Raw genomic sequence first — 15332 nt, forward strand, 5'->3', positions numbered from 1 at the left:
ACTGAAGCATCTTCTAATTTAAATAAACTTTTAAGAAAATACCCTACATCAAAGGATGTATTAAACACTTACGGTATTTTATTGATGCATCAAAACCAATTTCAAGACTCAATCTCTTTTTTTAAAAAAGCTTTAAAGTTTTATCCAGATGATCCGGAACTTTATTGCAATCTTGGATTGGCATATCTTAATATCAATCATTTAAATAATGCTTTAGACCATCTTCACCAAAGTCTAAAAATATATCCAAATCACATAGAATCACATTTTAATATTGCCAAAATTTATCTTACCAAATTAGAAATAAATAAATGTTTACATCATCTTCGAATCATTGAGAGATTAATTTCTCCAAATGAAAATTTATATCAACTGTTTGCTGAGGCCTATAGGTATATAAATGAATATAATTTGTTTTTAAAATCATTAAAAAAAGCAATAGAAATTAATCCAAACAATCACATAAACTATTTTTACTTAGCTTTTGGTTTCATGTGGTGTAACGATAAAAAAAATGCAGTTATGAACCTTCAAAAATGTATTGAGTTAAATCCAAAATTTACACCTGCAATATTTAACCTTATGCAAATATCCAAAGATTCTAAATACTATGACAATATTGATATTTTTAATAATATAGAAAAAAGTTTTCATTTATCAAATGATGAATTTATATATTTTCACTTATGTCTGTCTAAATTTTATGAAAACAAGAGTATTGATTCATACATAAAACATTTATCAAGAGCAAATGAAGTTAAGAGAAAAAGTATCTCCAAATTTTTTAATTTAACGGATTTGGAAGATTTTATATTTAGTAAGCTTAATCCTTCTGCTTTTACCAGAATACAACCTAGCTCTCATTCGCCAATTTTTATTGTTGGTATGCCAAGATCAGGATCTACGCTTGTTGAAAGCATTCTTTTAAATAATAAGAATATATATTCATGTGGTGAAGTTCCTCTTTTGCATGATGAATTTTATAGTCTTGTTCAATCAGATAAAAATAGCTTGATGGAATCGTTAGAAGATATTCAAGCAAGATATGTCAATCTAATTGAATCCATGACGAATTCTTTAAACTTTATTGATAAGTTACCCCTTAATTTTTTTTGGATTGATCTAATATTATTGATGTTTCCTAACGCAAAATTTGTTTTTGCTGAAAGAAATAAATTTGACACATGTTTTTCTATTTTTAAAACCTTTTTTGGTGATTCTGCACTTCCTTTTTCATACAAATCAAATGAAATTGTTGAATTTTATAATTTTTACAACAAAGTAAAAGATTATTGGCAGAAAGTATATAGAAATAATTTATATACTATTTCATATGACAATATAATTACTGATTCGAGTTCTGAGTTTAAAAATTTATTTAATTTTTTAGATATTGATTTTGATCAATCAATGATTCTTCTTGACGATAAAAGATTTGTTCAAACCGCAAGCTTTGCTCAAGTCCGAGGAGAAATCTCAAAACAAACTTCATATGAGAGTTTTAAGAAAATTTTTCCCGAATTTTTATTGTAATTTATTTTTCAGTTTTAAATAGTCGTCAATGGTTTCGAATTCCTTTTTCCAGCATCTATCTTTTTCTTGTCTCAATATTTGCACACTCGGATAAAATTGGGAGTAATTTTTTTCACCATACCAGTACCACAACTTTCCTTGTGATTTTGGACATAAAAGAATCGTTGGCACCCCCAAACTTCCTGCTAGATGAACTGTTATGTTGCTAATTGTTATCACTAAATCACATTTTGAAATTAATTTTAATAATCCTTTGATGTCATTAAAATAATCAAGTTCTTTTTCAACATCAAGCTTATTCGAAGTCCTTAAATTGAATTGCTTTATTTCATTCTCAACCTCTCCATACTGAAGTGAAACAAAGTCAAATTTGTACTTAAATAGTTTTTCGAACTGCATCAGATCAATGCTTTTTTCAGATCCTATTTTTTTATTATCACTTCTCCATGAAATCCCAATTAATTTATTTTTAAAATCTAAACCTTCCAAATTATTATTTTTATTTAATTTTTCTTTTAATTTCGGAATGTAATTTATGATTGTTGCAAGATTTATTTTTTGGTAATTTTCGTATTGAGGTATATTACTTGAATATTCTGTCATTCCTATTACTTTTATTTTAGGATATAGTCCTTTTATTGCGTCTTCTGTTTTATCGGTAGCAATGTATGTCACATCTTTATAGATTTGTGTAAATTCATCTATTAACCTAAGATACAAGAATTGATCACCTACACCTTGTTCCCAACTAATAAGAATTTTCTTTGATGGGTCTAAATTTGGAAGACTAAAGTCATCAAATTTACCAAATTTTTTTTCACGCTTTGTTCTGTACCTGTAATAGGGCATCACATTTTCAAACTCATTCTTCATGAGTTTTATTAAACCTAAATGATAATTTGTCTCTACATTCTCAGGTTCTTTTTTTAGGATCTCCTTTAAAGTTACCTCAGCATCATCAATTTTTCCCAAATTCATATTGATCGTCGCTTCTTGAAATTGAATCAAAGTATTATTTGGATCTATCCTTTTACATTCATTAATCGCATTAAAAGCTAAATCTTTCTTCCTTAATTTGGCGTACTGTGATGCAAGCGTAATCCATAAATTAAAATTATTTGAATTTAACTTTGAGGATTTTTCTAATTGCTCAACTGATTGTTTCGTTTGGTTAATATTGGCATACGTAATACCCAGATTGTAATTTAGAATAAAATTTTCTGGATCAATACTCAGGCCCATCTTGTATACGCTAATTGCTAAATCATATTTTTCGTATTTATTTAGTGTAAATCCATAGCTAATATATGTATCAATATTTTGACTTGAACTTTCAATGATTTCATCAAATGTTTTTATTGATTTTTCAAGATCTCCATTTTCCCTGTACGCAATAGCTAGTTGCAAAAGTCCCCACTCGTCATTTTTTTTATTAAATTGTTGAACATCCTCAATCACAATGTCCCATTTTTTTAACTGCGATAGAGTTTGGATGTACATCTTAAAAGTTTGATCTTTATATAAAATATTTAATGATTTTTTAAAGAGCTCTAAAGCCGAATCAGTCTTATTTAAATTAATGTTAACAACAGCAAGATTAGTCAACGCTTCTGTGTGTGTAGGATTTTTTCGTAAAACTTTTCTTAGAGATACCTCTGCAGCCTGAAAATTTCCTTGCTGAAATAAGACAGAAGCCTCGTGTAGAATTTTTTGTAAATTCATTAGTAAATTATATTGGATAATGCATTCAAAAAAAAACCCTGCCGAAACAGGGTTTTTGAATTCTTTAAGAACTATAAAATTCTAGAAGAATAGGATTGCGCCAAGAGATATTGACTGATGCTCTGCTTTATTAGCGGAGCTATGGCCCTCTGACTCAACATCATTGTACTCTGCAACTAAGTTTAAGTGCTTAGTTAGTGGGTGGTATGCACCAACAGTCCAACGCTTGTTTTCGTCGACTAATGTGCCATCAGATTCGCCTGAAGCTTCATCAAGTCTTGAAACACCGTATGAAACACCAAGTTTTGTTCCAGTTGGGATCACGTATGTAGCTTGTAAGTAACCACCGTCTGAATCACGTTTCTTAGCTTTGTTACCAGTTTGCAAATCAACACCGTTAGTACCCATTAGTGTTGTACCAACGCCTTCACCATTGTAGTAGTAAGCAACAACACCTAAGTTACCTGATGTCACCGCAGCACCAATATCGTATACTGAAGCTGTGTAGTCATCCACATCAGCTGATGTAGTTTGATCAGTACCGCCAGATGCGTCAATTGAAACGTCATATGATGCAAATGATGACCACACTTTACCAGCGACGTCACCAGTCCATTCATACTGAACCTGACCTTCAATACCTAAACGGTCTTGATTTAATTCTGTTGCTGATGTAACACCACTCACAACTTGAACAGCATCACCAAATGCACCTTGGTTAGGATTTGTTACACCAATAGTAGCTGAAAAACCATTCATGTTTGGTGTTGTGTATGAAATTTGACCTTTCCAAGCTGGATAGATATAACCTGTTCCGATACCACCAAGTGTTGTTGAGTTACCTGAACGAATACCGCCAGCAACAGTACCAACACCTAATAATGTCATGTCATTAAGGATAGCTTGGCCAGCAAAGATACCTAAATCTTTACCAATTTTAACTGTACCCCAAGACTTATCACCAAATGTTAAAAAAGCTTGACGATTAAGTGGTGTTTTTGCATCACCAGCAGCAGCATTGTCAGAAGCGTTTGGCTGGAATGAAATTGTGAATGATACGTCCACGTCATTTTGACGTGTTGTACCTGTGAAGCCTAACCATGAAGGTAAAAGGCCTGTGTTAATACCAACTGCATCACCGTCACCTTGAAGGTCTTCTCCAGATGCTAAGCCACCTGTAATTGAACTTCCTTTTGCTTTGTCAGCATCTGTCCATGTAGCGAAGGCATTAACGTTACCGTTAATATCAATCGTCCAATCACCTGCAGGAATGATGATACCTGCGTTTGCAACTGAAGCTGCAGATAAAACTGCACCAGCAACTGCTAATTTGATTTTATTATTCATAAAAATCTCCTATGTTAAAAAATACCTCTCAAACAAGTTGAGAGAAAGTTCGCGAACTTTCTCAACGTCAAACGTTAAGAAGTTAAGAATATTATGCTGAATTTATGATTTCATTACCAGTGTTAAGTGTTTTTTTTGCAACATGAGGCATATTTTGTTGTTTTTTTACAACAAAAAGTGTCTTTTTTTATTTAATTCAATGATTTATGTATTTCATTAGCGAAACGATCAGTCATTCCAGATAGGAAATCAGCAATTGAGCGGTGTTTTTTATCTGGAGTCTTATAATCAATAGGAAGGGTTTCGAAGTTATCGTTATAGTAATTAAATAAATCGGTAATTATCTTATTTGCATTGCTAGTCATGAGTTTTACCCTCGGATGTTCATAGAGTTTGATTCTTAAAAAACTTCTACAATCATTTAAGTAATTTTGTATGGTCTCGGAGAAATTAATCAATGTAGTTTTATGGTTTCTTACCTCGTCAATTGTTTTAATATTTGACTGATTCAGTAATTTTCTTGAATTATTAGTCACATCATTGATAAGAATAAACATCATTCGACGTAATGTTTCATAAACACAAACTTTTTCATCAATCTCATTGCTATTTAAATTGTTGCTTAAATTACCGTAATTTTCAGCAAAAAAATCAAGTTGCTTTAATTTGGATATGGTTAGGATCCCTGATCGGTATCCATCCTCAAGATCGTGGATGTTATAGGCAATGCTATCAGCAATATCTACAATTTGAGCTTCAAGGCTTGGTTTTGTTTTGTTGAGAAATCTTTCACCAACCTTACCTAACGCTGATGCATTCTTTGTTGAGCAATGTTTAAGGATACCTTCACGACTTTCAAAAGTCAGATTAAGGCCACTGAAGTTTATATACCTTTTTTCTAGCTTATCTACAACCCGTAAGGATTGATAATTATGCTCAAAACCCCCATGACTTTTCATACATTGATTCAATGCATCTTGGCCTGCATGACCAAAGGGGGTGTGGCCTAGGTCATGCGCTAGTGCTATAGTTTCAGACAAATCTTCATTTAATTCTAATGAGCGGGCTACTCCTCTGGAAATTTGAGATACCTCAAGCGAATGAGTTAGTCTTGTCCGAAACATATCACCTTCATGATTCACAAAAACTTGTGTTTTATACATCAATCTTCGAAAAGCGGAGGAATGAATAATCCGATCTCGATCTCTTTGAAAGTCGTTTCTCAGAGGTGATTTATTTTCTAAATGTTCTCTGCCTAAGGAATTGTTCTCATGTACGGCATATTGTTTCATTTTTGTTGAGCATGTTTCCAGTTAGCTTTTGATAACATCGTCCAATGCACTCGATGAATATTTATTGGTCACTATTGCTTTTCCAATGCCTTGTTGTAGAACTAGGTAAATTTCCTTATCTTTATTTTTTTTATCTAATTTCATAGCACCAATAAAATTTTCATAGTCAATTTTAGGTTTTTCAATAGGTAAATTAGCTCGGAAAATAAGATCTTTTACTCGATCGAACTCAGACTCACTTAGCCATGCTTGAGTAAGTGACATCTTCGCTGCAAGGACCATCCCACAACCAACCGCTTCTCCATGGAGCCACTCCCCATAACCTAAACAGTTTTCAATCGCATGTCCAAAAGTATGTCCAAGATTAAGAATGGCTCTAATACCAGATTCTTTTTCATCTTCAGAAACAACTTTAGCTTTAATTTCACAAGATCTGTATATGACATGCTCCAAATGATCAAAATCTAACTGTTTTAGATTTTCAATATTCACTTCGAGGTATTTAAAAAAATCTTCATCCCAAATCAGACCGTACTTTATAACTTCAGCAAGTCCTGCTGATATTTGTCGATTATCAAGTGTTTTTAAAACATTTAAGTCAATCACTACAGCTTGTGGCTGATAAAAAGCTCCAATCATATTTTTACCCAGCAAGTGATTTATACCAGTTTTTCCCCCAACTGATGAATCAACTTGTGCTAGAAGGGTGGTTGGTATTTGAACAAATGGAATACCTCTTAGAAATGAAGCAGCAGCATATCCAGCAATGTCTCCAACAACGCCTCCGCCGAGTGCCAGAATGGTTGTATCACGATTACACTGATTTTCTAGTAATTTGGTATAAATATAATTTAAAGAATCGTAATTTTTAAATTCTTCGCCATCATCAATGATTGCCTCTATTACTTGATAATCATCTAGTAAATTTTTTAAATTCTCTAAATATAGTTGAGAAACTGTTGTATTCGATACGATACAGATGATTTTTGTTTTGATGTGACTTGTAATTATTTTTGCATCTTCTAAAACACCACTGCCTATATATATAGGATAAGATCTGTCTCCAAGTTCAACATTTAAAATTTTCATATAGCATCCATTTTTTTTATTATAAATTTAACGACATCAATTGATTTCATGTGACTTGTATCAACATCCATATCTGCAAGGTACTGATAATAAGGCTCTCTTTCCTCCAATATCCTTTCAATAACCTGTTCTTTATCATCAACGTTGAGTATCGGTCTGGAATTATCATTTTTTAATCTATTACATAAGGTTTGGAGGTTTGCTTTCAGATAAATAACCAAAGTATTATGTTTTATAAGCTGAGCCCTGCTCTTCTCATTGGTTACTATGCCGCCACCGGTAGAAATAATCACCTTATCCTTTTCAATCGAATCACTCAGTACTTGCAGTTCTCTTTCTCTGAAACCTGCCTCACCTTCAATCTCAAAAATTGTATTGATCTTGACACCCGATTTTTCTTCGATAATTTTATCCAAATCAATAAAATCGTAACCTAATTTATTAGATAAAAGTTTTCCAATTGTGGTTTTTCCTGCCCCCATCATTCCAACTAATATTATTTTTGACACCATATCTAATATATAATCTTTCTTTAATTATTCATTATACAAGTATATTAAATACTCTAGATTGATCATGAACTCAATCAAACAAATTTTAATAATCTCAACTTCAATAATCCTATCTTCCATAGCGTTAATCTACTATGTCTATCTTCTGATTGTTCCGTCGCTACCACCTTTAGATAATTTAGCCGACTATCGGCCTAAGGAGCCGCTTCAGGTTTTCACTAAGGAGGGTGACTTAATTGCAGAATTTGGTGAAGAGCATCGAGATTTTATTAAAATAAATAATGTTCCTCAGAAAATGATCAATGCCATCATTGCAACCGAGGATAGAAGATTTTTTGAGCACAATGGAATCGACTTCATTGGGATATTCAGAGCGACTTATAAGACGCTTCTTGGAATAAGTTTTGAAGGGGCAAGCACGATTACCATGCAAGTAGCACGTAATTTTTTTCTCACATCAGATAAAACCATCAAAAGAAAAATAAGTGAAATATTACTATCTTTGGAGATAGAAAAACATTTGTCTAAAGAACAGATACTTGAGCTATACATGAATCAAATCTACCTTGGCCAAAGAAGTTTTGGTTTTAATTCTGCAGCCAATACATATTTTAGTAAAAACCTTAATGAACTTAACACTGCTGAAATGGCCCTTTTAGCAGGACTTCCTAAAGCACCAAGTCGATATAATCCATTTAATAATTATGATTTAGCAATCAAGAGGCAAAAAGATGTGCTTGCTAGCATGTTAAGGCATGGATTCATTGATGAGCCTACTTATATCATTGCTATAGATGAGCAAATTAATCTTAAAGAATCCAAAATGAAGAAGGATGTTGATGCAGAATTTATTGCCGAGATGGTGAGGAAAGACTTGTTTGAAGAATTTGGAGAAAAAATTTATTCCAGTGGATTAAAAGTCTACACCACCATTAAAAGTACAAATCAAAAATTAGCTAATCAAGCAGTCAGGGACGGGATTATCAGTTATATTAATAGACATCAACCGCGCGAACCTGATGGAATTTTTGATTTAGAAAATTTTATTTCAAATGAAACAATTGAAAATGAAGAAAAACTAAAAAAAGAGGTCATTGAGTTTTTAAAGAAATTTTCAACTTTCGATGATTTTATCCCTGGGGTGATTACCAAAATGCAACCCTTGGAAATTGAAGTAATCTTAAAAGACGGAAGAACTATTAATGTTTATAAAAAAGGTTTGAAACTAATTGAAAATGACAAAGGTTACGAGGATGAGCATGAGGAATATAGAAGGATAAAAGTTGGTGGGGTTTACCATTTTACAAAATTTAGTAAAGATTGGATTATCACTCAATTACCCGAAGTTGAGTCTGCATTAGTTGCAATGGATCCAAACTCAGGTGAAATCAATGCCCTTGTTGGAGGATTTAATTTTCAAAAAAATAAATATAATCATATTACTCAAGCTTTCCGTCAGCCTGGATCTGTATTTAAACCCTTTATTTACTCTGCAGCCATTGAAAAGGGAGTCACACCAGCGACCTTAGTAAATGATAATTTTTTCTTTATGACTGCTGATGAATTAATGACCAAAGAAAATTGGGAGCCAAAAAACTACAATGATAAGTACGATGGTCCTACACGATTGAGAGTGGGTTTGAGCAAATCAAAAAATATGGTGGCCATACGAACACTCAAATACATTGACCCTAAATATGCTCAGGATTACGTTTCAAGATTTGGTTTTGACAAGAAGAAAATTCCTCCTTACTTATCTTTAGCACTTGGAGTTGCAGAAGTGAAACCGATCAATCTAATTTCTGCATTTGCTGTTTTTGCGAATGGCGGATATTTAAAAGAGCCTTATTACATTGATAAAATCATCGATTCAAATGATCGACAAATCAAATTAAAATCCAGCATCACCAATGAAGACACTCCAAGGATTATTGATCCAAGAAATGCTTTTATTATGGACTCGTTGCTTAAAGATGTTATCAAAGATGGAACAGCTAAAAGAGCACGAATTTTAAAAAGAACTGATATCGCGGGTAAAACAGGGACAACAAATGACCTCATCGATGCTTGGTTTGTTGGTTACAATCCAGAACATATTGCTCTTACCTGGTTTGGTTATGACACCCCACAATCTCTTGGAAAACATGAAACTGGTTCTCGAGCAGCCTTACCAATTTGGATTGATTATATGAAAGGTGCATTAGATGGACTTCCTGAAAAGATTTATGCAGAACCTGAAGGAATCATTCCACATAAAATAAATCCAGTTGATGGAACATTAACCTCCAATGATGATGAATCTGGCATTTATGAATATTTTTATGAAGAATTTTATCCTCAAGATAATGCCTTCTTTATGATCAACTAATATGAAAAAGTTATCAGATCAGCATGTTAAAAAACATATTGCCTCAATGGCTGCTGAGATCATTATTGAAGAAGGAGTTAGTGATTATTTGTATGCCAAAAGAAAAGCTGCTAAATATTTAAATTACACTTCATACCAAACACTTCCAAGCAATAATGAAATTGATGAAGCCATAAGAGAGCATCAGGCCACATTTCCAACCAACAACGCAGAAGATTTTATTTTTTATAAAGAAATTGCCATTAAAATCATGGATGAATTGGAGCCATTCAATCCTCTGATAACAGGAACTCTGCAAGAGGGTAGGGTAACCAATAATCAAAAAATCCTCATAAATCTTTTTGCTGACAATTTTAAAGAAATTGAGTATTTTTTATTAAGTAATAATTACCAATTCAAAACTAAAGACCCAAAAAGGCTTGATAATTTTTTGATTAAATATATTTTATTTTATGAAAATATTGAAACAGAATTAACAGTGTTTGATATTTTGGAACCAAGACATAGGGAAAAGCATAAAAGCATGATCAAAGGCAGGGGCATCAAAATTGATGACTTCAAGAAAGTGGAATCAATGAGAATCGTCTCTTAACCACTTTGCAACATCGACCGCAAAATAACTTAAAATTGCATCAGCGCCAGCTCTCTTAATCGATAAAAGTGATTCAATCACTGTGGCTTTTTCCTCAAGCCAATTATTTTGTGCGGCAGCTTTCAACATAGAATATTCGCCGGATACCTGGTAAGCAAAAGTTGGCTTATTAAATTCTTTTTTTATTTTATAAATGATATCTAAATACAGTCCCGCTGGCTTCACCATTAATATGTCAGCACCCTCATTGACATCTAATAAGGCTTCATGAACTGCTTCGTCTGAATTAGCTGGGTCCATTTGGTAACTATCTTTATTTGCTTTGCCTAAATTATGTTTTGATCCAACAGCCTCTCTAAAAGGGCCATAAAAAGATGATGCATATTTGGCAGTGTATGATAGTATTTTGATATTTTTTTTATCATGCGACTCTAGTGATTCACGGATGGCACCGACTCTTCCATCCATCATATCTGATGGCGCAACTACATCAGCTCCAGCTTCTGCATGGCTCAGTGCTTGTTTGACCAAGACATCGACTGTTTCATCGTTTAGCACATAACCATTGTTATCAACCAATCCATCTTGCCCATGAGAGGTATATGGATCAAGAGCCACATCTGTGATAACACCCATCTCAGGAAATTCTTTTTTAATTGCTCTGATAGTATTTTGCACCAATCCATCATCTCGAAATGCCTCATGCGCATTTTCAGATTTATATTGATCCTCAATTACCGGAAACAAGGTAACGGCATTAATTTTTAATTCTTGAGCTTCATGAATTTTTTTTAAAAGCAAATCAAGACTTAAGCGAGATACACCAGGCATAGATTGAACAGGTTCATTTTTTTTAATTCCATCTAAAATGAATACCGGCAAAATTAAATCATCTGAAGTTAATTTATTTTCTCTCATCAGGGATCTGGAAAATTTATCAGATCTCATTCTTCGCATTCTATTAATAAGCTTCATACTATTTAGTCTCAAATAATTTATTCAATGCCTCTCCAGGATTTTCATGGCGCATAAATGATTCACCGATCAAGAAAGTATGCACATCATTTTTATTCATGAGCTCAACATCTGACTTTGTAAAAATTCCAGATTCAGTAACAACTATCTTATCTTTTCCAATTTTATTTTTTAGGTCAAGAGTTGTGTCCAGTGTCACATCAAATGTTTTCAAATTTCTATTGTTGATCCCTATTAATTGTGTCTGAAGTTGTATAGATGAATCTAATTCTTTTGCATCATGAGCCTCGACCAACACTGCCATACCTAAATCATGAGCAATTTTTTCATATTCAACTAACTGTTGATCACTGAGTATAGCTGCAATCAATAATATACAATCCGCTCCATTAATTTTGGATTCATAGATTTGATAAGGATCAACGATGAAGTCCTTTCTTAAAATAGGAAGGCCTACTTCTTGCTTTACTAAATTTAAATATTTTAAATTTCCTTGAAAATATTGCTCATCAGTTAAGATCGAAAGACATACAGCCCCATATTCTTCATATGATCTTGCAATATCTACAGGATTGAATTTTTCTCTAATAACACCTTTTGAAGGACTGGCTTTCTTTATTTCAGCAATAACAGATGATCTACCAGACAAATGATTTTTTTTTATGGATCCCACAAAATCACGACAAGGGTCTTTTAAATTATTATGTACCTTAATTTCATTAAAGCTAACGTGACCTTTTAATCGTTCAACTTCCTGAATCTTGGTCGCTTCAATTTTTTGTAAAATATTACTCATTTGATTCTTTTGCTAATTCTTTTAATTTACTTAAGGCACTGCCATCTTTAATTGATTTGACTGCCAACTCTATTGCATCGTTTAAATTATTTGCAAGCCCTGCAACATAAATGATCGCAGCTGAATTCAAAAGCACAATATTTTTTGCTGGCAGGTCTTCTTTATTTAGAATTTTTAAAATGATTTCCTTAGATGTATTTACATCAGCGGCAAATAAATGTTTATTATCTTCTACATTAAAACCAAAATCATTTGGGTGTATTTCATAATTAGTAATACTTCCACTATCTAGTTCAGAAATAAATGTTTCTCCAGACATCGATATCTCATCCATGCCATCGTGCCCATGAACAACCAATACTTTTTTTGATTCAAGTTTCTTTAACACCTCTGAAAAGATTGAGGTTAATGATTTATTAAATACTCCTATCACCTGTCTTTTGGCATTCGCTGGGTTAGCAAGAGGTCCTAACACATTAAATATGGTTCGAATGCCTAGATCTTTTCTTATTGGGGCGACATATTTCATAGCAGGATGAAAATTGGGTGCAAACATGAAACCAATACCAATACTATCAACCAGTTCTTTCATCTTTATATTATCAATTGACACATTCACCCCAAGGCTTTCAAGCACATCCGCACTTCCGGAGGATGATGAAATGGAGCGCCCCCCATGCTTTGCTATTCTGACACCAGCACCAGCAGCAACAAAAGACGCACATGTTGATATATTAAAAGTCTTTAATCCGTCGCCTCCAGTGCCACAAGTGTCTACAACATCATCGTCTAGGTCTACAGGGGTAAGATTATCTCTTAACACTTGAGCCGCAGCAGAAATTTCATCAATAGTCTCACCTTTAATTGAAAGGGCAGTCAGGATTGCTGAAACATAATTTGGTGATAACCCGCCTGACATAATCGATTTCATTAAATCAGTCATCTCGTTATGACTTAAATTTTCTTTAGCTATTAATTTTTTTAAAAAATTACTCATGAGTTTCTAAAAAATTTTTCAACAAGTCATGTCCATACTCAGTCAAAATTGACTCGGGGTGAAATTGAACGCCTTCAATTGGTAAAGTTTTATGTTTTATGCCCATGATCTCATTATCATCTGTTGACCAAGCAGTTATATCAAAACATTCCGGGCAGCTCTCCCTTTCAACCACAAGGGAATGATATCTGGTGGCTGTGAAAGGATTAGATAGATTTGCAAATACACCTTGATTATCATGGCCGATTTTTGAGGTTTTACCATGCATTATTTTTTTAGCATGAATTATTTTTCCACCAAACGCTTGAGCAATTGATTGATGTCCGAGACATACTCCAAGTAAAGGAATCTTGCCTTGAAAATAGTGAACGATTTCAAGTGAAATACCTGCCTCATTTGGTGTACAGGGTCCAGGAGATATAACAATGTAATCTGGTTTCATCTCATCAATTTCAGTAACTGAAATCTTATCGTTACGGAATACCTTTACGTCTTGGCCAAGTTCAGCAAAATACTGTGCCAAGTTATATGTAAAAGAATCGTAATTATCAAGCATCAATAACATTATCCGAAATCCTTCTCTGCTATTTCAGCAGCTCGCAAAACGGCTTTTGCCTTATTATTAGTTTCATCCCACTCATTTTTTGCTATTGAATCAGCAACCACACCTGCCCCAGCTTGTACAAATAGCTTTCCTGATTTGATTACTCCGGTTCTTATAGCAATCGCAACATCTAACGTACCGTCATATCCAATGTAGCCAACAGCGCCTGCATATACGCCACGTTTGGTTGATTCGAGTTCATTGATTATTTCCATAGCGCGAACTTTTGGGGCCCCACTCACTGTTCCCGCCGGGAAAGTGGCTTTCAACACATCCATGGGTGATAAATTTTTTTGAATTGATCCCTCCACATTCGATACGATATGCATCACATGTGAGTATCTTTCTATTGTCATTTTATCAGTTACTACAACACTGCCTGGTTCAGAAACACGACCAATATCATTCCTTCCTAAGTCCATCAGCTGAATATGCTCAGCAATCTCCTTAGGATCATTTAATAAATCTTTTTCCAAATCTTTATCAAGCTGACTATTCTCTCCTCTTGGCCTAGTGCCTGCAATTGGACGCACTGTAACAGTGTCATTTTCTAAACGAACCAAAATTTCGGGTGAAGCACCAACAATGAAGTAATCATCAAAGTGATAAAAAAACATATAGGGAGATGGGTTAATGCTTCTTAACACTCTGTAAAGAGAAATTGCGGGAAGCTGAAATTTTTTTACCATCCTTTGAGATAAAACAACTTGCATTACATCACCTTCGACGATGTATTGTTTTATTTTATCCACCGCTTGATGAAAATTCTTCTCACCAAATTCAGAATCTGCTTTAGTATCATCAACATTTTTTTTCGATTGAGTATTATCATTTTTAAGCTGCGACTCTATCATCAGCTCAATATTCTTAATTCTATTGATAGCATGATCGTAGGACGATAAATCATCGTTCGCATAAACAACTATGGATAATTTCCCCGTCAAATTATCAAACACAATAACCTCATCAGATTCCATTAAGTGAATATCTGGTAAATCTAAATCATCTTTTATGAATTCTTTGATTAGCTTTGGCTCAATATAGTGAATGGTTTCATAGCCGAAATATCCAGCCAAGCCTCCTGAAAAACGCGGAAGATCTAAATCTTTAGGAGTCTTATAATTGGCCAGGTATTGATCAATGAATCCAAGTGGATCTGAATTATTTTCAGTAAACATCGTTTTTCCGCTCTCAATTACTTCAAAAGTTTTTTGTCGAACTTGGATTAATTTTTTTGCCGGCATACCAATGATTGAATATCGCCCAAAATTTTCTCCACCTTCCACCGATTCAAGCAAATATGAGTAAGGGCTATTAGCAACTTTAAGATATATAGATAGAGGGGTTTCAAGGTCAGCATAGCAAGTTTTCACAAGAGGGATTCTGTTATACCCCTGAGACTGGTATATTGAAAACTGCTCTTTAGATAGATTAATTTCCATTAGTTAATGCACTAAATGCTTCAGATCACTAAATTGTTGGAGCGCAAAACTTACGGGAAAGTT

The 15332-nt window shown here is 33.5% G+C and carries 13 protein-coding genes; 3 read left to right on the forward strand and 10 right to left on the reverse strand.

From position 1 onward, the window contains the following. Positions 1-84 precede the first annotated feature (84 nt). The gene (locus tag UZ34_06115; protein ID AKO64920.1) at positions 85-1533 is read left to right on the forward strand and encodes a hypothetical protein; all 1449 of its coding nucleotides are present in this window, start codon (positions 85-87) and stop codon (positions 1531-1533) included. On the opposite strand, the gene UZ34_06120 is transcribed toward UZ34_06115, so the two are convergent. The 5 genes from UZ34_06120 to UZ34_06140 all read right to left on the reverse strand — a co-directional run bounded on the left by UZ34_06120 (position 1525) and on the right by UZ34_06140 (position 7495). Further along, positions 1525-3255, reverse strand: coding sequence for a hypothetical protein (locus UZ34_06120; protein ID AKO64921.1), 1731 nt, complete (start codon positions 3253-3255; stop codon positions 1525-1527). The two genes, UZ34_06115 and UZ34_06120, sit on opposite strands and share 9 nt — an antisense overlap. A gap of 81 nt (positions 3256-3336) precedes the next feature. Further along, the gene (locus UZ34_06125) at positions 3337-4602 is read right to left on the reverse strand and encodes a hypothetical protein (protein ID AKO64922.1); all 1266 of its coding nucleotides are present in this window, start codon (positions 4600-4602) and stop codon (positions 3337-3339) included. 191 nt (positions 4603-4793) lie between these two features. After that, complete coding sequence (locus tag UZ34_06130; GenBank protein ID AKO64923.1) at positions 4794-5894, reverse strand: deoxyguanosinetriphosphate triphosphohydrolase; 1101 nt, start codon at positions 5892-5894, stop codon at positions 4794-4796. Between the two features lie 21 nt (positions 5895-5915). Beyond that, positions 5916-6983: a 3-dehydroquinate synthase gene (locus tag UZ34_06135; GenBank protein ID AKO64924.1), complete on the reverse strand. Its 1068-nt coding sequence runs from the start codon at positions 6981-6983 to the stop codon at positions 5916-5918. Next, positions 6980-7495, reverse strand: coding sequence for a hypothetical protein (locus UZ34_06140; protein AKO64925.1), 516 nt, complete (start codon positions 7493-7495; stop codon positions 6980-6982). The genes UZ34_06135 and UZ34_06140 overlap by 4 nt, the downstream gene beginning before the upstream one ends. A gap of 64 nt (positions 7496-7559) precedes the next feature. Between UZ34_06140 and UZ34_06145 the strand changes: the two genes are divergently transcribed. Together UZ34_06145 and UZ34_06150 are read left to right on the forward strand one after the other, a co-directional pair. Beyond that, positions 7560-9863, forward strand: a complete 2304-nt coding sequence (locus UZ34_06145) for a penicillin-binding protein 1A (protein ID AKO64926.1) — start codon at positions 7560-7562, stop codon at positions 9861-9863. 1 nt (position 9864) lies between these two features. Then, positions 9865-10455 carry a hypothetical protein gene (locus tag UZ34_06150; GenBank protein ID AKO64927.1) on the forward strand — a complete coding sequence of 197 codons (591 nt, stop codon included), beginning with the start codon at positions 9865-9867 and terminating at the stop codon, positions 10453-10455. On the opposite strand, the gene UZ34_06155 is transcribed toward UZ34_06150, so the two are convergent. From UZ34_06155 to UZ34_06175, 5 genes are read right to left on the reverse strand one after another with little or no spacing between them, the layout of a single operon-like run. Beyond that, a complete protein-coding gene (locus UZ34_06155) occupies positions 10435-11430 on the reverse strand; it encodes a delta-aminolevulinic acid dehydratase (protein AKO64928.1) in 996 nt (331 codons plus the stop codon). The genes UZ34_06150 and UZ34_06155 overlap by 21 nt on opposite strands. Position 11431: 1 nt before the next feature. Continuing rightward, a complete protein-coding gene (gene trpC / locus UZ34_06160; protein ID AKO64929.1) occupies positions 11432-12226 on the reverse strand; it encodes an indole-3-glycerol-phosphate synthase in 795 nt (264 codons plus the stop codon). Next, a complete protein-coding gene (locus UZ34_06165; protein AKO64930.1) occupies positions 12219-13223 on the reverse strand; it encodes an anthranilate phosphoribosyltransferase in 1005 nt (334 codons plus the stop codon). Before UZ34_06165 ends, trpC begins: the two co-directional genes overlap by 8 nt. After that, entirely contained in the window at positions 13216-13788 is a 573-nt protein-coding gene (locus UZ34_06170) for an anthranilate synthase component II (GenBank protein AKO64931.1), read from the reverse strand. Before UZ34_06170 ends, UZ34_06165 begins: the two co-directional genes overlap by 8 nt. After that, entirely contained in the window at positions 13788-15269 is a 1482-nt protein-coding gene (locus UZ34_06175) for an anthranilate synthase component I (protein ID AKO64932.1), read from the reverse strand. The genes UZ34_06170 and UZ34_06175 overlap by 1 nt, the downstream gene beginning before the upstream one ends. Positions 15270-15332: the final 63 nt, after the last annotated feature.

Source organism: Methylophilales bacterium MBRSF5 (genome assembly GCA_001044335.1).
Lineage (GTDB): Bacteria > Pseudomonadota > Gammaproteobacteria > Burkholderiales > Methylophilaceae > BACL14.